Below are 19,340 nucleotides of genomic sequence, written 5' to 3'. Positions count from 1 at the left end.
TCGCCGAGGAGGTCATGATGACTGCTTCCCTGCCTGTCGCTGCCCGCGTGGACCTGCGCCGTCATCCGGTCGAAGACGTGCTGGGGCGCGTGGAGCAGGCCCTGCACGTGCGATTGGATCGGCAGGCGCTGGTACGTAAGCGCCGTTCTTTGGGCGGCCGAACGGAGCGGGATACGTGGGTGCGTATCGAGCGGCGGGGATTCGAGCGGATCGGCCCGCAGGGCTGGAACGGGACGGAGGCCGCCGCCGTCCTGCAAGGGGTCGCGATGCCCGAGTGGTACCAGGGCGTGGCGTGGCGCGAGCCGGGCGAACCGGTGATGTGGCGGGCGGATGAGCTGGAGCTGCTTGCATCGCAGCCTGTCGCCAAGGGCGCCCTGGTGCTCGAAGATCCGGGTCTGCCGGATACGTGGTGGGAGGCGCTGAACGGCTCTCTGGACGCCCTTGCCGGACAACGGACACCGCGGATCGCGACGCCGGACACGGTGACGATCACCCAGGAGCAGGTGACGCAGAAACTCGGCGAGGTCTTCCCCGTTGTCACCGATACGCGGATCGAGCGGTGGGCGCCGGCTCATGCGGATCTGACCTGGGCCAACGTCATGGGACCGGAGTTCTCCGTCATCGACTGGGAGGACTGGGGCGTGGCGCCCCGGGGCCTGGACGCCGCGACGCTGTGGGGCAATGCGCTGGCCGTCCCGGCGCTCGCGGACCGCGTCCACCAGGAGCGGCGTGCGGACTTGGAAGGCCGGGACGGCAAGCTGATGTCGCTGTTCTTCCTGTCGAAGATCGTCGGACCCCACGCGTACGAGGAGGATCCGCTGCTGGTGCCGGCCCGGAAGGAGGCCGAGCGTCTGGTGGCCCAGCTTCAGCTCTGAGGGTGCCCGTGGAGGGCGCGCAGGTACTGACTGACGGCAGTGGTGTCCACCTCCGCGCCCAGGGCCTGGACCAGCTGGGCCAGGTGGCCGGGGTTGTCGGTGCCGACGGCCACCGCGGCAGCACTCGGCAGGTGGAACGCCGTACGGAACGCTGCCTGCACGCGGGACAGGCCATCGTGGGGCGGTCGGAGGAACGGGCGAGGGTCGAAGTCCTCCCAGACCTTTACGTTGCCACCCCCGAAGGGACTCATGCCCCAGGTCTCGCCCGCCTGCCAGGCATGGCGCAGGACCGCCGTGGAGTCGAGGAGGTCGATGCCCACGAGGAACCCGGCCCGGATCATGAGGACGTCCGGAGACGGCAGGTCGTCCACCCTGGCCGTGCCGAGCGGCCGGGTGTCCCAGGAAGACACACCCCATGTGTGGCACAGGCCGTCGCGGGCCGCGTCGACCAGGGCGGTGCAGGCGCTGCCGAGGAGGGCGTGGGCATCGGCCGGGGACAGGCTCGTGAGGCTCCGTTCGGGGTTGTGGAGGAGCACGGTGTCAGGTTCCCTGCCGAGTTCTCGGGCCGCCTTCTCGATGGCCGGGCGCAGCCTGCTCGGATCGAGGGAGTGCTCAACCCCTCCGGCGCCCGGGAAGAAGCCCACTTTCGTGGAGAGGGCGAACTTCGGCAGCAGATCAGCGGCCGTCTCGGCCAGTACCGCGTGTGAGCGGAAGCCGAGGTAGGCAATCGCGGTGTCCAGGGCGGTGACGCCGAGGTCGAGTGCGGCCGTCAGGATGTCGCGGTGGTGACGAGACCGGTGTAGGCCGAGGACAAGGCGGGGGTCAGCTCCGTGCACAGTTCCTCCCTCAGCAGGATCTCGGCGAGCTGTTCCACGTCCAGGCCGGTCTTCTCGGCGGCGTCGGCGATATCGACGGGGTGGCCGCTCAGCAGCAGGGCGAGCGCGGGGTACGCCTTGCCGGAGAAGGAGAGGCTCTTGCCCGCGGCGAGGACATCCACGGTGTCGCGGTGCTGCTCGATCACGGGCTCGAAGTCGGTGACGCACACGACGGCCGCGGGCTTGCCGAACAGGCCGGTGGCCGGGACGTGCCGGGCGGCCAGGCGTTCCCGCTCGCGGGCATCGAAGAAGTCCTGCGGGGTCAGCTTCGTGGCCATCTCGGCGACGGCGTCGGCCAGGAGCCGCTGCTGCCCCTCCCACTGGCCGGGGGAGTTCCATCGGTCCAGGTCGTACCGGAACAGCTCCTGCGTGCGGGCTCGGTCGGCGAGCCAGGCCAGCCAGTTCACTCCGACACGCTTCACGATGCCGAAGGTGGCGTGCAGGCTGTAGCCATCGCCCTGGTCATCCCGGGTGGCCTGGTGCCAGAAGCCGCGGGGGATGTGCATCACGTCGCCGGGCTCCATGACGCCCTGCCACACGATCTCGTCGCTGGGCTCGGAGTTGGGGGCGGAGTCGCGGTACATCGGCGCCTTGCGCGAGGTCTCGCGGACTCCCCAGCTCTTGCGGCCTGCGAGCTGGACGATCACGACGTCGTGGTCGTCCCAGTGGAGCTTGAAGCCGCTGGCGTCCTGCGTGGTCAGATAGGCGTTCACCTGCACCAGCTCACGGGCCCACCACTGGAGCGCGCGGCACGTGGCTTCCATGGCCGGGTCGAAGAAGTCGACCTCGTCCAGAACCATGGTGCAGCCCTCGCGCATCAGCCCACCGACGCGGCGCATGTCGGCCATGGGGATGGCCTGTCCCCGCCGGGTGACGGAGGGGTGGATGTAGCGGCCGGGGTGCAGTTCGGCCCCGTCCTGGAAGATGCGGAACTGGGGCGTGGTGACGCTGCGGCGCATCACCAGGTCCAGCAGCTTCCTGGGGTTGAGCAGGCGATCGAGCAGATCGAGATCTTCGATCGTTCCCCGGGCGAAAGCGGCTCCGAGTTCCCTGGGGCCGTCCCAGCCGAGGGCTTTCTCCATCGCGGTGACGAAGTGGTGCTCCACGTGTTCCTCCGGTCTGCGTCGTAGGCGTGAAGGCCGGGGGCCCGCCGTGGATGACGAGCCCCCGGTTGGTGCTGTGGCGTGCTGGTGGCGCTACTCCTGCGGGAGGTTCAGGCCGTCGCGGTTCTCGCCGTCGTCGCCCGCGGAGGTGCCCGTGGAGTCGGACTCCGCCGCCGCGGCGGTGAAGCGGTCCTGGACCTTGATCAGGCTCTCGACGTCGATCAGCAGGTCCTCCTTCTGCGCTGCCATGTGTGTCTCCGTTTCCTGGAAGTCCAGGGCCGACGGGTGCCGGCCCAGCCCCCGATGGGGCGTGCCCCACCCGCCCTGTTGTGTGCGGGCGGGTGAGGAGCAGGGGTGGCATGAGGCCACGGATCGAGCGACCTCGGGACTGTGCCGGAAGCGGGTTGCTCGTCAGAGGCCGGGATCACCGGCGATGGCCAGGGTGACCACCAGGACGATGACGGCAGCGGCGCAGGGGAGCACCGCGATGTGTTGGCGCCAGCCCCAGGGAGCTCGGCCACGTACCCGGGAATCCCGCTCTCAAGGGGTTTTCACCGTCGGGAAGTGGTCACCGCGCCGTCCCCGGCGTGATGGATGCCGGCCGAAGGGCACCGGCCGACGAGGACGTACCGCCACAGCGGGGGCACTCGCACGGGGGGTAGCGGCCGCGGGTGGAGAGGATGTCGAACGGGTCGCCTTCCAGGACCCGCGTGCTCGGCGACCACGTCCGGCCCGAGTCCCTCGACACCCGGATGCTCATCAGGACGCGGGGTTCTAAGCCCAGGTCAGGGGATCTCCCGAGGGCCGTTCGCTCTGTGTCAGGAGTGCTCGCCCCATGGTTCAAGGTGGTCGTCCTCGGTCGCTTCGCCATGTCCAGAAGCATCGCGATCAGCGCGACGGGGCAGAAAGGCCCAGCGGATTACCCAACTTGGGTAACATCACAGTCGGTTGAGTCCTTGAAGCGATCCGTAGTCTTCCTCCGGAGCGTGCCTGATGCCCGAGTCACGTCGGACGAAGGAGCTACCGGCACGTCTGCTCACTGATCCCGAGATGATCGACGCGTGCCGCGCGCGCGATTGCGCGAGCGTCTTTCGCCTGGTCAAGGGACGCGCAGGCATCTATCCGTCGATGATCGCGCGCCAGTGTGAGCTGACGCCGAGCCGGGTGGGGGAGGTGATCGCGGGCCGGCGGCAGCTCCTCCACATGGACGTGGTCGAGCGGATTGCCGATGGGTTGCGCATCCCGGGGCACATGCTCGGGCTTGCCCGACGGGAGTGGGAGACGCCGGTCGCGCTCGCCGTGGCAGAGCGAGAGCCACCGGAGTCGGTGCACCCGCCTGCCGGGCTCAGGCCGTTTGCAGCCTTACCCGGGGTGGAGGTCGACAGCATCCTTGCCCTGGCTGCCGGGACCAAGCCGAGCCCTTCCACTCTTCAGGCGCTCCGGTCCGCGATCGAGGACTACTGGCGACGCGACGACGAGCACGGAGGGGAGACCCTTCGACCGGCCGTCGTCGGCCAGCTGCGCTACGTCGAAGGGCTTCTGAAGGGCCAGCGGCCGACGCCGATACAGAACGGCCTCTACGGCATCGCGGCGGAGCTGGCGCGGCTGACGGGTTGGACGTACTTCGATGCCCGCCAGTACCAGCAGGCCCGCGCGTACTTCTCGGAGGCTCTGCAACTGGCCAGAGAGACTGACGACCAGCCGTTCATGGCCAACGTGCTGGCCTGCATGAGTCTGCAAGCGACCTACCAGGACAAGCCGGCGGACGCGCTGGCACTGGTGTCTGCCGCCCAGGACCAGGCCCGTACCGCCGGCGGGGCGACGCCGAGAGTGCGGGCGATGCTGGCCATGCGCGAGGCCTTCGCCCACGCGACCTTGGGGGACCGGAAGGCGACGCACAACGCGATCTCCGAGGCCCACAGTCAGTTCGAGCGCATCCACGAGGGCGCCCCGGACCCGGCATGGGTGACGTACTTCGATGAGCCGAAGCTCATCGTGGACACCGGCATTGCGCACGGCCGTCTTGGCGAGGCAGCGATTGCCGAACCGCTGATCGCGGATGCGCTGGCGCGGGAGGATCCCGCGAACCAGCGTGGCCGGGCGTTCCATGCCTTCTGGCTGGCCCGCACGCAGCTCCAGCGGGGCAAGCTCGACCAGGCGTGCCACACGGCGATAGAGGCCCTGGTGCCTGCCGCAGCGGTGTCGTCCGAGCGGGTGGCCGGGCACCTTCGCGAGTTCTACGAGCAGCTTGCGCCCTATCGCGAGGTGCCGGCCGCAGTTGCCTTCGAGGCAAGGCCCATGGGCAGTTCCCAGGCCCACGCGTCCGTGATGAAGCGGTGGCGCCACATCATCAGGACCTCTTGGCGGTCGTTGAGCACGGCGGCCACGGCCAGGTGGCGGAGCTTGACGACGTGGTGTTCCCAGCGGTGGCCGTCCGGCGTCTCGATGTCGGTGAGCCACAGGTTCACCCACTTGTTTTCGTAGATCGGACGTTCCCCGTGGATCTTCCACTGCATCGCTGCGGCCCCTCTCGATCGGCCTCCAGCATCGCAGAGCCAGGCTGAACTCCGGTGGGGTTCAAGCAAATTCGCGTCACAGTGACGAATATGGTGCGGGACGCGCGGAGGGCCGGAGCGACGGGCCACACCCGCTGCGCCCGTGAGGGAATGCCAGGAACATCCCTCGTCCGAGTCGTCGGACGAGGGATGTTGATGTCAGGACGCCGCAGTGGTGGAGGCATCTGACCAGCACCGCATTGGCGTTTCGGCTCGCGAGGATGTGCTCCGGTGTGACCGCACGTGACGGGAGGTGACCCCGTCTTCGCCCAGTGGCTCACCTTGCACCGGGCGGGGGGTGCGGGGCATGCTTCGCCGGGGCAAAGGGGAGTGATCATCGTGCCGGTTGACAAGCGGTCCGTGGTGACGGCGGTGTTGTGTGCCGTGGCGGCGTTGGGTGCCTCCGCCGTCGTGGCCGAGCTGGCGCCGCCGCCCGAGGGGGCCGCTCCCGTACGGGCGAAGGCCGCGCCGACCGCTACCGCCGGGGACTCGTCACGATCGCAAGCGGCGAAGCCGCAGCTCTCGACCCCGCCGACGTTGACCCTGCCGCCCGCCGTGGTGCCGAAGCCGGGCGGGCCCGCGGCGTTCACCGGAGCCCTGTTCACGAAGGGCCTGGACGGCGACCACTTCTGCACCGCGACCGTCGTGCAGAGCCCCGGCCGCAACCTCGTCATCACCGCCGGGCACTGCCTGCTCGACGGGGAGCAGGGTGAGGGCGGTGCCGTCTTCGCACCCGCGTACGCGAACGGTGTCGCGCCGTACGGCACGTGGAAGCTGGAGCGGGTCTTCGAGGACGACCGCTGGTCGGAGGGCACCGACGACGCCTACGACCTGGCCTTCGCCCGCCTCGCCCCCGACGACCGGGGCCGGGCCGTCGAGGACGTGACCGGCGCCGCGCCGCTGGACACCAGCGGCCGGGTCGGCGAGGAGGTCACCGTCACCGGCTACCCCGCCGACCGCAAGGTGCCCCGTACCTGCACGGCGGTCGCGGTCCGCGAGAGCGCCACCGAGCAGCGCTTCGACTGCGCGGACTTCCCCGGCGGTACCAGCGGCAGCGCCTGGATCGCCCGCGACGGGAAGATCATCGGCATCCTGACGGGCGGCGACACCGACGACGTGTCGACCAGCACCGTCCTGGGGCCGTACGCGGCCTCGCTGTACGCCAAGGCCACCGCCGGCCGGTAGTGCGGCAGCGGGGCAGCGCGGCAGCGGGCGCGCCGGGGCTCAGGCCGGCAGGCCCAGGTGGACCGGTTCCGCGGGGGTGTCCGCGAGGAGCTCCGGGAGGCGCGGGGGCCACAGCGGTTCGCCGAGGGCGGCCAGGTGCTCCGGGGAGAGCCACTGCCAGTGGATGCCGGGGGACTCCAGGACCGGTTCGCGCCGCGGGCCGGTGGTGACGTAGATGTGCTCGTGCTGGCGGACCGGGACGCCCTGGTGCAGGGCGAGGGTCGGCGAGAGGCGGGCGGTGCGGACCGCGGGGTAGAGGCCGGCCACCGTGCCGATCGCCAGGGTGGCGGCGAAGCCGCCCGTACCGCCCAGAGGGGGACCACCCAGGGGAGGTCGCCCGCCGCGGCGTACACGGCCGTGGCCGCGCCGCCCAGGGCGATGCCGGCAAGGCCGCCCAGCCCGGACAGGATCAGGATTGAGCAGGTGTGGGAGGACGGCACGAGCTACTCCACCAACGCCGTCCGGGTCACCCTCAGCAAGCTCCGCGTGAAGCTGGGCGAGCCGCCGCTGATCGAGACCGTGTCCGGCGCGGGCTACCGGATCGCCCGGTGAGGCGCCGGCCCCGCCTCCTGCCGCGGACCGAGCGCGGCCGCCTCACCGCCCTGTACGGGTCGCTGCTGCTCCTCGCGGGCGGCGGCCTGGTGGCGCTGGTCTACGTCCTGGTCGGGCAGGGCCTGTACTCCAGCGTCACCGGCGTCGTCCGCACGGTGAGCCCCGCCTACCAGGACCTCACCAAGGGCGCCGCGGTGGAACCGGCGGGGGCGTGGGCACCGGCGCAGAGGCTCCCCCCGGGCGCGGCCCCCACCGCCGACCAGCTGAAGAGCTACGCCTTCACGCGCAACGTCTCGGACGCCGTCACCGACGCCACGCAGCACCGGCTGCTGGTCGTCTCGCTCCTCGCCCTCGCCGTCTTCGCGGTGCTGTCGATCTGGCTCGCCTGGTGGATGGCCGGCCGGGTGCTGCGCCCCGTCGGGGTGATCACCGAGACCGCACGCCGCCTCTGCGGCGAGAACCTCGACGAGCGGATCTCCCTCGACGCGCCGCCCGGCGAGCTCAAGGAACTCGCCGACACCTTCGACGCGATGCTGGGCCGGATGGAGCACCTGGTCTCCGCCCAGCGGCGGTTCGCGGCGAACGCGGCGCACGAGCTGCGCACGCCGCTGGCGGTGCAGCGGGCGGCCGCCGAGATCGGGCTGGCCGGGGACCCGCCGCCGGAGAAGGCCGCCCGCATCCGGGACCGGCTCATCGGCGTCGCCGAATCCGGCGAGCACCTCGTCGAGTCGCTGCTGCTCCTCGCGGTGTCGCAGGAGGGGCTGGAGTCCACCGGTCCGGTGGACCTGGCGGATCTGGCCGCGGCCGAGCTGGCGGCCTGCCCGCGGGAGGGCCTGACCGTCGTAGGGACCCTCGCGCCGCTGACCGTACGGGGCGACCGGGCCCTGCTGGGCCACCTGGTGCGCAACCTCGTCGGTAATGCGGTGCGTCACAACCGCCCGGACGGCCGGATCGTCCCGGAGGTTTCCGGAGAGGGGGAACTGACGGTGTCGAACACGGGTCCGGTGGTGGATCCGGCGGACGTCCCGCGGCTGCTGGAGCCGTTCCGACGGGGCGCCGAGCGGCGGCACACCGCAGGTGAGGGGGCCGGTCTGGGGCTGTCGATCGTCGCCTCGGTCGCCCGGGCGCACGGGGCCGAACTGGTGGCGCGGGCCAACCCGGAGCCGGAGGGCGGGCTGACGGTCCGCGTCCGGTTCCCGGTGTTCCGGGCCACGGGGGGCGGCGGTTCAGCGCCGCTGAAGACCGGCTGCTGTACGGTCGGTTCAATGAGCAAGCACGCCCGGGCCCGCTCCCGCCGACCCCGTACGTCCCGCGCCTCCCGCCGGGTGGTGCTGGCCGCCACCCTCGGCCTGCTGGCCTCCGGGGCCTGCTGGGTTTACCTCGCCCAGGGCCCGGACAAGGCGGCCGCCGCGGCCACCACCCGTTCGGACGCCCGCCCGCAGGCCGCCGGCCGCGCCGCGCGCGACGCCCAGCGGGACCTCCTCCAGGGCCTGTCCGGCATCAGCGAGGAGACCCGCAACCGCATCCCGGCCGACTCCCGCCAGCTCATCCTGGTCACCGGTAAGGGCCGCGACTCCTCGGAGTCCACGGCCGCCCTGTACACCCGTCCGGCGGCCGGCGCCGACTGGGTCCGGGCCGAGAGCTGGCCGGCCCGCAACGGCGCCAAGGGCTGGTCCACGGAACGCACGTACGGCGATCTGACGTCCCCGCAGGGCGTCTTCGCGCTCACCGACGCGGGCGGCCTGCTGGCCGCCCCGGCCGGCACCCGCCTCCCGTACGACAAGGACGCCTCCTTCGTGGCCTCGGGCCGCGGGGTGAACGGCGAGTCCCTGGCGGGCTCCTTCGACTACGTGGTGGCGATCGACTTCAACCGCAGGCCGGGCACCTCGCCGCTGGACCCGTCCAAGCCGGAGGGCGAGGAGAAGGGCGGCAACATCTGGCTCCACGTGGACCACGACGGCCCCTCGCAGGGCTGCGTCGGCATCCCCAAGGAGGCCATGAAGAAGGTCCTGGAGACCCTCGATCCGGCGGCGAAGCCCTTCATCGTGATGGGGCCGGAAGGGTTCTGACCCGGCCCCGCCCGGCGGCCGAGGCCGCCCGGTCCCGGAGCAGCAGCCCGATGTAGGCGAGGTCGAAGACCGAGCACGGGACGCCGAGCCCGAGGATGAACGGCGCGTCCTCGACCACGCCGAACAGCACGGTCGGCGCGAGGGTGCCGAGCCATTTGGCTACGGCGATGAGCAGCGACCGGCCGTGCGCGCCGCCGCGGCTCGCGAAGAGGGCGATGAACAGGCCCGACATCAGCAGGTTCTGCAGGAACGCCGAGTACCGGGTCGCGTCGTGCGTCCCGAAGTGCGCCAGGAACAGCCATTGGACGGCGAACGCGCTGCCGAACACCAGTGCCGTCCAGGTGGCGAACACCGGCCGGGTGACGAAGCCGGCAGCTCGGCGCGGCCGAACCGCACCCAGGCGCGCCCGGCCCGCGGGGTGCACGGGGTGCGCGGGATCGGGCCGCCGGGCCACCGTGGTCGGCCGTACCCCTTGCCTGACGGACCGTCAGCTACGACGATGGCCCGGCACCGGTATGGCGAATCGGCGGACGAATCGGCAGACGAAGGCGAGGCGGGTCCGGCATGGCGCGCGTGTTTCCGGAAGGTCGGCTGGTCTACGGGATGCAGCTCCCGATCCAGTCGCAGAGCACCATCTACGCCGAACCCTGGGAGGCGTCGGCCACCGCCCTCGACCTCGCCGAGGTGGCCCGGGCCGCCGACCGGGCCGGCTTCGGGTACCTGGCCACCTGTGACCACGTGGCCATCCCGCGGCGGCTCGCGGGGCCCATGAGCACGGTTTGGTACGACCCGGTCGCCACCCTCTCCTTCCTCGCCGGGATCACCGGGCACGTGCGCCTGCTCAGCCACGTCGCGATCCTCGGCCTGCGCCACCCCCTGATCAGCGCCAAGCAGTACGCGACGCTCGACCACCTCTCCGGCGGCCGGCTGATCCTCGGGGTGGGCGCCGGGCACGTCCAGGAGGAGTTCGAGATCCTCGGCGTGGACTTCGCGCGGCGCGGCGCCGTCCTCGACGAGACCCTCGACGCGCTGCGGGTGGCGCTCGGGCCGGAGGAGTACCCCGAGTTCGAGGGCGAGCTGTTCTCGTTCAAGGACCTGGGCCAGCTGCCCCGCCCGGTACAGCGGCGGATCCCCGTCTGGGTCGGCGGCTCCTCGGGCCCCGCCGTGCGCCGGGCCGCCGTCCGCGGCGACGGCTGGCTCCCGCAGGGCGACCCGCGCCACGCGCTGCCGGCGCAGATCGCCCGGATCAGGGAACTGCGCGCCGCGGCGGGGATCGGGGAGCCGATCGAGATCGGCGCGATCACCGAGGCGCTGTACGTGGGCGAACCCGGCTGGGACACCGGCCGCCGGACCCTGACCGGCAAGGCGGAGGCGCTCGCCGAGTCGCTGCGGGAGTACAAGGCACTCGGCGTGGACCAGATCCAGGTCCGCTTCCGCAGTCGCGACCGGGCCGAACTGACGGACCAGATGGCCGCGTTCGGCGCCGACGTCGCGCCGCACCTCAACGACTAGCGCCGACGGCCAGCGCCAACGAGCAGCACCAACGACCACCACCTCAAAACCACCACCCCAACGACCAGGGAGACACCGGCATGGGCAAGCTGGACGGGCGCGTCGTCATCATCACCGGTGCGGCACGCGGCCAGGGCGAGCAGGAGGCCCGCCTGTTCGCCGCCGAGGGCGCCCGGGTGCTGCTCGGCGACGTACTGGACGACCAGGGCGCGGCCGTGGCCAAGGAGATCGGCGAGGACCGGGCCCGGTACGTACGGATGGACGTGAGCCGGGAGGAGGACTGGGCGGCCGCGATCGCCGCCGCCAAGGAGTCCTTCGGCCCGGTCGACGGACTGGTCAACAACGCGGGCATCCTGCGCTTCAACGAGCTGACCGGGACCCCGCTGGAGGAGTTCCGCCAGGTGGTCGAGGTCAACCAGGTGGGCGCCTTCCTCGGCATCAAGTCGGTGGCCCCGGAGATCGAGGCGGCCGGCGGCGGCACCATCGTCAACACCTCCTCGTACACCGGGCTGACGGGCATGGCGTACGTGGGCGCGTACGCCGCGACCAAGGCGGCGATCCTGGGGCTGACGCGCGTCGCCGCCATGGAGCTGGCGGGCAAGGGGATCCGGGTCAACGCGATGTGCCCGGGCGCCGTGGACACCCCGATGGCCAACCCGGGGCTGCTGGACCCGGCCGGGATGACCGGCGAGGCCCGGGAGGCGATGGCCGAGCTGTACCGGCGGGTCGTGCCGATGGGGCGGGTCGGGCGGCCGGAGGAGGTCGCGAAGCTGGCCCTCTTCCTGACCGGCGAGGACTCCTCGTACATCACCGGCCAGCCGTTCGTCATCGACGGCGGCTGGATGGCCGGCGTCAGCATCGCCTGAGGCCCCGGCAAGTGATCTGATGGGGCGTCAGGTATTGACGCTCCGGCCCTGGCGGTGGAACAGTCGGGGCATTCAATCTGACGGTACGTCAGAAATCAAAGGACGGTGAACCCCCTTGGAATTCGGGCTCTTCGTGCAGGGATACGTGGCCGAGTCACGGTCCAAGGTCGACCCCGAGGCAGAGCACAAGGCGCTGATCGAGGAGACCGAGTACGTCATCCAGGCCGACAAGTCGGGCTTCAAGTACGCCTGGGCCTCCGAGCACCACTTCCTGGAGGAGTACTCGCACCTCTCGGCGAACGAGGTGTTCCTCGGCTACCTGGCCCACGCCACCGAGCGCATCCACCTCGGCTCCGGCATCTTCAACCCCCTCGCCCCGGTGAACCACCCGGTGAAGGTGGCGGAGAAGGTCGCCATGCTCGACCACCTCTCCAAGGGCCGCTTCGAGTTCGGCACCGGGCGCGGTGCGGGCAGCCACGAGATCCTCGGCTTCCTCCCGGGCATCGAGGACATGAACGGCACCAAGGAGATCTGGGAGGAGACCATCGCGGAGTTCCCCAAGATGTTCCTCCAGGAGGAGTACGAGGGGTTCCAGGGCAAGCACTGGTCCCTTCCGCCGCGCAAGATCTTCCCCAAGCCGTACGGCAAGGCCCACCCGGCCATGTGGTACGCCGCCGGTTCCCCCTCCTCGTACGCGATGGCGGCGAAGAAGGGCCTGGGCGTGCTGGGCTTCAGCGTGCAGAAGGTCTCCGACATGGAGTGGGTGCTGGAGCAGTACAAGACGGCGATCCAGGAGGCGAAGGCCATCGGCGCCTTCGTCAACGACAACGTCATGGTCACCTCGACCGCGATCTGCGCCGAGACCCACGACAAGGCGGTGGAGATCGCCGTCAACGCCAACATGAACCGCTTCCAGTCGCTGGTCTTCCGCTACCACGACACCTTCCCGCGGCCCGAGGCGATCCCGCAGTGGCCCGAGCTGCTGCCCGAGTACAACGCGGAGATCATCGAGCTGCTGATCGCCGAGGAGCTGATGATCTGCGGCGACCCGTCCGAGGTGCGCGCCCAGTGCAAGCGGTGGGAGCAGGCCGGCGCCGACCAGCTGTCCTTCGGACTGCCGACCGGGGTCTCGCCCGAGGACACGCTGAACACCATCAAGCTCATCGGTGAACACGTCATCCCGCACATCGACACGGACCCGGTCCACCGCACGACCCGCTTCCGCCAGGCCGTCTGACCCGGCGGGGAAACAGGGGCGGCGTCTTCCCGGACCGCCGTCCCGCACGTGCCCCGGCCGGGCGGCCTCCGGCCGGGGCACGCGGGGGCTCCGCGGGGGCTCCGCGGGGGCTCCGCGGGGGCTCCGCCCCCGTACCCCGGGGTCCGGGGCGGAGCCCCAGAACACGGCCCGCACCGCGAAATCCGGCAGAAGGGACGTCATGCTCGACCACCTGATCAAGGGCGCGACCGTCGTCGACGGGACCGGCGCACCCGCGCGCGTCGCCGACGTCGGCATCCGGGACGGCCGGATCGTCGCCGTCGGCGACCCCGGCACCGTCACCGAAGAGGCCCGTACCGGCGAGGACGCCACGGGCCTCGTCCTGACGCCCGGCTTCGTCGACCCCCACACGCACTACGACGCCCAGCTGTTCTGGGACCCGTACGCCACCCCCTCCATGAACCACGGCGTCACCACCGTCGCCGGAGGCAACTGCGGCTTCACCCTGGCGCCCCTGCACCCGGACCGCCCCGAGGACGCCGACTACACCCGCCGCATGATGAGCAAGGTCGAGGGGATGGCCCTCAAGGCCCTCGAAGAGGGCGTCGACTGGACCTGGTCCACCTTCGGCGAGTACCTCGACGCCCTCGACGGCCGCATCGCCGTGAACGCCGGCTTCATGGTCGGCCACTGCGCCCTGCGCCGCCACGTGATGGGCGAGGCGGCCGTCGGCGGACAGCCCACCCCCGAGCAGCTGGACGAGATGCTCGCCCTCTTCCACGACGCCATGGACGCCGGCGCGTGGGGCCTGTCGACCACCCAGTCCTCCACCCACTCCGACGGCGCAGGCTCCCCGGTCGCCTCCCGGCACGCGAAGCCGGAGGAGCTCCTCGCCCTGTCCCGGGCCGTCTCCGAACACGAGGGCACCCAGCTCGAAGCCATCGTCGCGGGCTGCCTCGACCAGTTCTCCGACGACGAGATCGACCTCTTCGTCGACATGAGCGCGGCCGCCGGCCGGCCCCTGAACTGGAACGTCCTCACCATCGACGCCTCCGTCCCCGAGCGCGTCCCGCGCCAGCTGATCCCCAGCGAGCGGGCCCGCAAGGCCGGCGGCCGGATCGTCGCGCTCACCATGCCGATCCTCACCCCCATGAACATGTCGCTCGGCACCTTCTGCGCGCTCAACCTCATTCCCGGCTGGGGCGAGATCCTCTCCCTGCCCGTCCCCGAACGGATCGAGAAGCTCCGCGACGCCGACGTCCGGGCGCGGATGCTGCGCCGCGCCGACAGCAAGGAGGCCGGCGTCTTCCGCCGCCTCGCCCGCTTCGGGCGGTACGTCATCGGCGACACGTACAGCAAGGAGAACGAGGGCCTCTCCGGCCGGGTCGTCGACGACATCGCCGCCGAGCGCGGCCAGGACGCCTTCCACTGCCTGGTCGAGATATGCGCCAACGACGACCTGCGCACCGTCCTGTGGCCGATGCCCACCGACAACGACCCCGCCAGCTGGGCCCTGCGCCGGGAGACCTGGCAGCACGAGGACGTCATGCTCGGCGGGTCCGACGCGGGCGCGCACCTGGACCGCATGTGCGGGGCCCCGTACACCACCCGCTTCCTCGGCGACTGCCTGCGCGGGCGCCGGCTCGTCCCGCTGGAGCAGGCGGTGAAGATGCTGACGGACGACCCGGCGCAGCTGTTCGGGCTGCGCGAGCGCGGCCGGATCGCCGAGGGGTACCACGCCGACCTGGTCCTCTTCGACCCGGAGCGGATCGAGGCCGGCCCGGCGACGCTCGTCCACGACCTGCCGGGCGACAGCCCGCGCCTGGACGCGCGGGCCATCGGCATCGTGTCCGTACGGGTCAACGGGGTGGAGACCATCCGCGACGACGAGGTGACGGGCGCGATCCCCGGGATCGTGCTCCGCTCGGGCCGGGACACGAGGACGGTGAGCACCCGTTGAGCGCGCAGCAGCCCGGCGGCCCCCAGCGGCTCTACATCGGCGGCGCCTGGGTGGAGCCCGACGGCGGCCACTACGAGGTGGTCAACCCGGCCGACGAGTCGGTGGTCGGGCTCGCGCCCGAGGCCTCCCGCGGCCAGGTCGAGGAGGCGGCGCGGGCCGCGGCCGACGCGTTCGCGTCCTGGTCCCGCACGGCGCCCGAGGAGCGGGCGGCGATCCTGGACCGGGCCGCCGACATCATCCAGCGGGAGTACGAGCCCTGGTCCGAGCTCGCCCGGGCGGAGACGGGCGCGCCGACCGGGATCGCCCGCGGCATGCAGGTCGGCGTCGGGGTCGCCCGCTTCCGGCGGTACGCGAAGGGCGCCCTGGAACCGGTCGAGCGGGGCCTGCCCCCGCAGGTGACGGACGCCGGACCGATGGGGCGGGCGAGCATGCTGGGCGCGCTGGAGGTGCGCCAGCCGGTCGGCGTGGTCACCTGCATCACCTCGTACAACAACCCGTGGGCGAACCCGGCGGGCAAGGTGGCCCCGGCCCTGGCCATGGGCAACACGGTGGTGGTCAAGCCCGCCCCGCAGGACCCGCTGTCGGTGTTCCGGATGGCGCAGGCGCTCGACGAGGCCGGGGTCCCGGCGGGCGTGGTGAACGTGGTCTCGGGCACCTCGGTCGAGGTGGGTGAGGCGGCCGTGGACTCGCCCCAGGTCGACATGGTGTCCTTCACCGGCTCCACGGGCGTCGGCCAGCGCATCGCCGAGGTGTGCGGCCGGACGATGAAGCGGCAGCTGATGGAGCTCGGCGGCAAGGGCGCGGCGATCGTCCTGGAGGACGCCGACCTGGACGCGGCCGTGATGGGGATCGGGACGACGTTCGCCTTCTACTCGGGGCAGATCTGCACGGCCCCGACCCGGGTGATCGCGCACCGGTCGGTCTACGACCGGCTGGTCGAGAAGCTCACCGGCTACCTGGCCTTCATGCAGGTGGGGGACCCGGCGGAACGCGGCACGGTGGTGGGCCCGGTGATCTCGGCGGCGCACCGCGACCGCGTGGAGTCGTACGTCGAGCTGGGGCGCAAGGAGGGCGCGCGGATCGCGTACGGCGGTGAACGCCCGGTGGTGGGCGGCGGCCGCGGCTTCTACGTGGCGCCGACCCTGCTGGTGGACTGCACCAACGACATGCGGGTGGTCCGGGAGGAGATCTTCGGCCCGGTGGTCGTGGTCGTCCCCTTCGACGGCGGCGAGGACGAGGCCGTGGCGCTGGCCAACGACAGCGACTACGGCCTGATCAGCTACGTCTGGTCCGGGGACTCGGCGCGCGCGTTCCGCGTGGCGCGGCGGCTGCGGGCGGGCGGCGTGGGCGTGAACACCGTCGGCCGGAACATGGAGGCGCCGTTCGGGGGCTTCAAGCGGTCCGGCGTGGGCCGGGACGTCGGGTCGTACGCCCTGCACGCGTACAGCGAGGTGCAGTCGATCGTCTGGACGGGCTGACCCCGGGCCGGCCGGTGCCCCGTCCCCCGCCCCGCCGGGGGGCGGGGGTACGGGTGCACGGGGCGGGCTCAGGGGGTGGCGTCGAGGGTGAAGGCGGCCTCGCCCCGCACCCGGCCGTTGACCTGGAGCTGCACCAGGTGCTCGCCGGAGTGGTAGCGGCGGGTGGTGATCGGTTTGAAGGAGTGCCGCTTGGTGCCGGTGAGGGTCTCGCCGGGGGCCATGCTGCGGGTCGTGAGCTTGAAGACCTTCGGGGTGCGGGCGCCGTTGGCCTTGACGTGCTGGACCACGTAGTCGACGACCAGTCCGGCGGGGAGCGCGCCGGTGTGGGTGACCGCGTAGTCGAAGACCAGGTACTCCCCGACGACGACGTGCGGGGTGGTGACGACGGGGCCGGTCACCGTGACCTCGACGTCGGGGGAGTGGCCGAGCAGGGTGAGCGCGTCGGGCCGGCCGGCCTTGATCAGGGTGCGCAGTCCGTGCCGGACGACGCGATCCGTCGTGGGGGCGGGGTCCGTGCGCCACTTCGCGGCGATCTCCACGGCGAGCGCGGGGTGGTCGCGGCTGATGTCGTTGAGGTGGTTGGCCACGGAGCGGCGGACGTACTCGGACCCGTCGCGGTGCAGGGCGTCGAGCAGGGGCACGGCCGGCCGGGGGTCGGCGATGAACGCGGGCAGCTGCGGCGCCCACGGCAGGCGCGGCCGGGTGCCCTCGCTGACCAGGCGCCGCACGTGCGGGTCGGGGTCCCCGGTCCAGCCCTCGACCACGGCGAGGGCGCGGGCGGGATCGGCGCGCAGGAAGGGGCGTACGGCGGATTCGGCGGTCAGCCGGGGCGTGAGGTCGCGCAGGAGCGCCAGGCCCGGCTCGAAGGCCGCGAGCCCGCGGACGCCGACGGCCTCGTTCACGGGGAACGTCATCCAGCCGGTGAAGCCGGGGTCCTCCAGGGCGGTGCGCAGGACGGCCTCGAAGGCGGGCCAGTCCTCCGGGAGGTCGGCGAGGACGGCGTCGCGGACGGCGGCGACGCGTCCGCTGAAGGCGAGGCCGCCGAGGGTCGCGGCGCGGGCGCGAAGCGCCGGGGAGTCGGGTCTGCGGGCCGCGCGGGCGAGCAACCGGGCCAGGTTACTGACGGTATCCGCGCTGAGAAGCTCGTCGGCTGTGGGCATGGGGCCAGTCTGGCGGACAGGGCCCGGGTTTCGGGGGCCCTTGAAATTGGCACGGGAAACTTTTGAATGGTGCAAAACGGACACGCCTGCGGTTTCCGTATGCCGGAAGCTTTGGTCTCAGGCCTTCCGAACCGTGAATGGATGCCTAAGTGAACCTTGTATTGCGGGAGTGTGAACACATTCGGCCTCGGGATTCCAAGGATTTTAGCCCTGTGAAGTATCGGACTTAAGCCCTCCGTATGAGGAAACCGCACCCTCTAACGTCCTGACCCATGACTCAGCTGGACGTCCGGCCTCAGGTCGGAGACACGGTAAGCGGCGTCGCCGAGGGCGATGTTCGCGGTAAGGGCCTCGGCAAGGGGTCCGTCGGACTGGTGGGAAGTGCCGTCATCGGCATCTCCACGGTCGCCCCCGTCTATTGCCTGACCTCGACCCTCGGCTCGACCGCGGGCGAGGTCGGCGTCCAGATGCCGGCGGTCTTCCTCGCCGGGTTCCTCCCGATGCTCTTGGTCGCATTCGCCTACCGCGAGCTCAACAAGGCGATGCCGGACTGCGGCACCTCCTTCACCTGGACCGTCAAGGCCTTCGGCCCGCGGATCGGCTGGATGTGCGGCTGGGGCCTGGTGATCGCCACGATCATCGTGCTCTCCAACCTGGCCGGCGTCGCCACCTCCTACTTCTGGCTCCTGGCGGGCGAGATCACCGGCAACGGGTCGATCGCCGCCCTGGACGACAACAAGTTCGTCCACATCGCCACCTGCCTCACCCTGATCGCCGTCGCGACCGCCATCAGCTACCGCGGCATGACCGCCACCAAGGGCGTCCAGTACGCCCTCGTCGGCCTCCAGCTCGTGGTCCTCGCCCTCTTCGTCGCGATGGCCTTCCAGAAGGCCTCCGCCGGCAGCTTCGACACCGGCCTGGACTTCTCCTGGTCCTGGATGAACCCCTTCGCGGTCGAGTCCATGGCGGCCTTCACCGCCGGACTCTCGCTCTCGATCTTCATGTACTGGGGCTGGGACGCCTGCCTGGCGACCAACGAGGAGACCACCGGGTCCACGAAGACCCCCGGCCGCGCCTCGCTCATCGCCATGATCGTCCTCGTCGGCTCCTACCTGGCCACCGGCATCGCCGCCCAGATGGCAGTCGGCTCCGGCGCCACGGGCCTCGGCCTCGCCAACCCGGAGACCTCCGACAACGTCTTCGCCGCCCTCGCCGGCCCGGTCATGGGCCCGATGCTCGGCATCCTGCTCTTCGTCGCGGTCCTGGCCTCCGCCACCGCGTCCCTCCAGACCACCTTCATCCCGGTGGCCCGCACGGTCCTCGCCATGTCGGCGTACGAGGCCCTGCCGCCCTCGTACGCCAAGGTCCACCCGAAGTTCAAGACCCCGGGCCGCGCCACCGTGATGGCGGGCGTCGCGACCGGCGCCTTCTACACCGTGATGACCCTGCTCAGCGAGAACGTCCTCACCGACACGATCTTCGCGCTCGGCCTGATGATCTGCTTCTACTACTCGCTGACCGCCTTCGCCTGCGCCTGGTACTTCCGCGGCGAACTGCGCCGCTCGGCGCGCGACCTGTTCTTCAAGGGCGTCTTCCCGGTCCTCGGCGGCCTGCTGCTCGCGGCGGTCTTCTGCAAGACCCTGATCGACATGTGGGACCCGTCCTACGGATCCGGCTCCACGGTGCTCGGCGTCGGCAGCGTCTTCGTCATCGGCGTCGGCCTGCTGGCCCTCGGCCTGGTCGTCATGTTCGTCACCGAACGCCGCAGCCCGGCCTTCTTCCGCGGCGAGGTCCTGACGAAGTCCACCCCGGCCCTGGTGGTCGAGAACTGACCCCACCCGCCCCGCCCCACGGCTGAGTCGCCCCCGGGCCACCCCCCCCGGCCCCGGATCGAA

Annotated in this window: 15 protein-coding genes and 2 pseudogenes; 11 read left to right on the top strand and 6 right to left on the bottom strand. The window is 71.5% G+C overall.

Annotation, left to right across the window (positions count from 1 at the left end):
- Nucleotides 1–17: 17 nt before the first annotated feature.
- A complete protein-coding gene (locus tag ACFWTC_RS29300; RefSeq protein ID WP_383921701.1) occupies nucleotides 18–875 on the top strand; it encodes a hypothetical protein in 858 nt (285 codons plus the stop codon).
- Here the strand turns inward: ACFWTC_RS29300 and ACFWTC_RS29295 are convergent.
- From ACFWTC_RS29295 to ACFWTC_RS29285, 3 genes are all read right to left on the bottom strand, one after another.
- Complete coding sequence (locus tag ACFWTC_RS29295) at nucleotides 866–1,711, bottom strand: aldo/keto reductase (RefSeq protein ID WP_383921632.1); 846 nt, start codon at nucleotides 1,709–1,711, stop codon at nucleotides 866–868. The two genes, ACFWTC_RS29300 and ACFWTC_RS29295, sit on opposite strands and share 10 nt — an antisense overlap.
- Nucleotides 1,645–2,856 (bottom strand): JmjC domain-containing protein, encoded by a 1,212-nt coding sequence (locus ACFWTC_RS29290; protein ID WP_383921634.1) that lies wholly within the window; start codon nucleotides 2,854–2,856, stop codon nucleotides 1,645–1,647. The genes ACFWTC_RS29295 and ACFWTC_RS29290 overlap by 67 nt, the downstream gene beginning before the upstream one ends.
- Before the next feature lie 90 nt (nucleotides 2,857–2,946).
- Nucleotides 2,947–3,102, bottom strand: a complete 156-nt coding sequence (locus ACFWTC_RS29285; RefSeq protein WP_384028507.1) for a hypothetical protein — start codon at nucleotides 3,100–3,102, stop codon at nucleotides 2,947–2,949.
- A 744-nt stretch (nucleotides 3,103–3,846) separates the two neighbouring features.
- Between ACFWTC_RS29285 and ACFWTC_RS29280 the strand changes: the two genes are divergently transcribed.
- Together ACFWTC_RS29280 and ACFWTC_RS29275 are read left to right on the top strand one after the other, a co-directional pair.
- The gene (locus tag ACFWTC_RS29280; protein ID WP_384028509.1) at nucleotides 3,847–5,337 is read left to right on the top strand and encodes a hypothetical protein; all 1,491 of its coding nucleotides are present in this window, start codon (nucleotides 3,847–3,849) and stop codon (nucleotides 5,335–5,337) included.
- A 410-nt stretch (nucleotides 5,338–5,747) separates the two neighbouring features.
- Nucleotides 5,748–6,593: a trypsin-like peptidase domain-containing protein gene (locus tag ACFWTC_RS29275; protein WP_384028511.1), complete on the top strand. Its 846-nt coding sequence runs from the start codon at nucleotides 5,748–5,750 to the stop codon at nucleotides 6,591–6,593.
- 246 nt (nucleotides 6,594–6,839) lie between these two features.
- Here the strand turns inward: ACFWTC_RS29275 and ACFWTC_RS29270 are convergent.
- Nucleotides 6,840–7,045 (bottom strand): annotated as a pseudogene (locus ACFWTC_RS29270) (ABC transporter permease); the annotation flags it as partial.
- Between the two features lies 1 nt (nucleotide 7,046).
- On the opposite strand from ACFWTC_RS29270, the pseudogene ACFWTC_RS29265 reads away from it, so the two are divergent.
- Nucleotides 7,047–7,184: pseudogene (locus ACFWTC_RS29265) on the top strand (helix-turn-helix domain-containing protein); the annotation flags it as partial.
- Nucleotides 7,181–9,253, top strand: a complete 2,073-nt coding sequence (locus ACFWTC_RS29260; RefSeq protein ID WP_383921646.1) for an ATP-binding protein — start codon at nucleotides 7,181–7,183, stop codon at nucleotides 9,251–9,253. The pseudogene ACFWTC_RS29265 and the gene ACFWTC_RS29260, both read left to right, overlap by 4 nt.
- Here ACFWTC_RS29260 and ACFWTC_RS29255 read toward each other — a convergent pair.
- The gene (locus ACFWTC_RS29255) at nucleotides 9,225–9,605 is read right to left on the bottom strand and encodes a hypothetical protein (protein ID WP_383921648.1); all 381 of its coding nucleotides are present in this window, start codon (nucleotides 9,603–9,605) and stop codon (nucleotides 9,225–9,227) included. The genes ACFWTC_RS29260 and ACFWTC_RS29255 overlap by 29 nt on opposite strands.
- Before the next feature lie 212 nt (nucleotides 9,606–9,817).
- Here ACFWTC_RS29255 and ACFWTC_RS29250 point away from each other — a divergent pair, with 212 nt between their 5' ends.
- From ACFWTC_RS29250 to ACFWTC_RS29230, 5 genes are all read left to right on the top strand, one after another.
- Nucleotides 9,818–10,765 carry an LLM class F420-dependent oxidoreductase gene (locus tag ACFWTC_RS29250; protein WP_383921651.1) on the top strand — a complete coding sequence of 316 codons (948 nt, stop codon included), beginning with the start codon at nucleotides 9,818–9,820 and terminating at the stop codon, nucleotides 10,763–10,765.
- Nucleotides 10,766–10,845: 80 nt separating this feature from the next.
- The gene (locus ACFWTC_RS29245) at nucleotides 10,846–11,631 is read left to right on the top strand and encodes an SDR family NAD(P)-dependent oxidoreductase (RefSeq protein ID WP_384028513.1); all 786 of its coding nucleotides are present in this window, start codon (nucleotides 10,846–10,848) and stop codon (nucleotides 11,629–11,631) included.
- 115 nt (nucleotides 11,632–11,746) lie between these two features.
- Complete coding sequence (locus ACFWTC_RS29240; RefSeq protein WP_383921656.1) at nucleotides 11,747–12,868, top strand: LLM class flavin-dependent oxidoreductase; 1,122 nt, start codon at nucleotides 11,747–11,749, stop codon at nucleotides 12,866–12,868.
- 199 nt (nucleotides 12,869–13,067) lie between these two features.
- The gene (locus ACFWTC_RS29235) at nucleotides 13,068–14,807 is read left to right on the top strand and encodes an amidohydrolase family protein (protein ID WP_384028515.1); all 1,740 of its coding nucleotides are present in this window, start codon (nucleotides 13,068–13,070) and stop codon (nucleotides 14,805–14,807) included.
- Nucleotides 14,804–16,285: an aldehyde dehydrogenase family protein gene (locus tag ACFWTC_RS29230; RefSeq protein ID WP_384028517.1), complete on the top strand. Its 1,482-nt coding sequence runs from the start codon at nucleotides 14,804–14,806 to the stop codon at nucleotides 16,283–16,285. The genes ACFWTC_RS29235 and ACFWTC_RS29230 overlap by 4 nt, the downstream gene beginning before the upstream one ends.
- A 68-nt stretch (nucleotides 16,286–16,353) precedes the next feature.
- On the opposite strand, the gene ACFWTC_RS29225 is transcribed toward ACFWTC_RS29230, so the two are convergent.
- Nucleotides 16,354–17,445 (bottom strand): DNA alkylation repair protein, encoded by a 1,092-nt coding sequence (locus ACFWTC_RS29225; protein ID WP_384028519.1) that lies wholly within the window; start codon nucleotides 17,443–17,445, stop codon nucleotides 16,354–16,356.
- Nucleotides 17,446–17,717: 272 nt separating this feature from the next.
- Between ACFWTC_RS29225 and ACFWTC_RS29220 the strand changes: the two genes are divergently transcribed.
- On the top strand, nucleotides 17,718–19,277 hold the full coding sequence (locus ACFWTC_RS29220; protein WP_383921668.1) for an APC family permease: 1,560 nt from the start codon (nucleotides 17,718–17,720) through the stop codon (nucleotides 19,275–19,277).
- Nucleotides 19,278–19,340 lie beyond the last annotated feature (63 nt).

The organism is Streptomyces sp. NPDC058619 (assembly GCF_042717785.1).
GTDB lineage: Bacteria > Actinomycetota > Actinomycetes > Streptomycetales > Streptomycetaceae > Streptomyces.
This window is presented reverse-complemented; position numbering and strand designations above follow the sequence as displayed.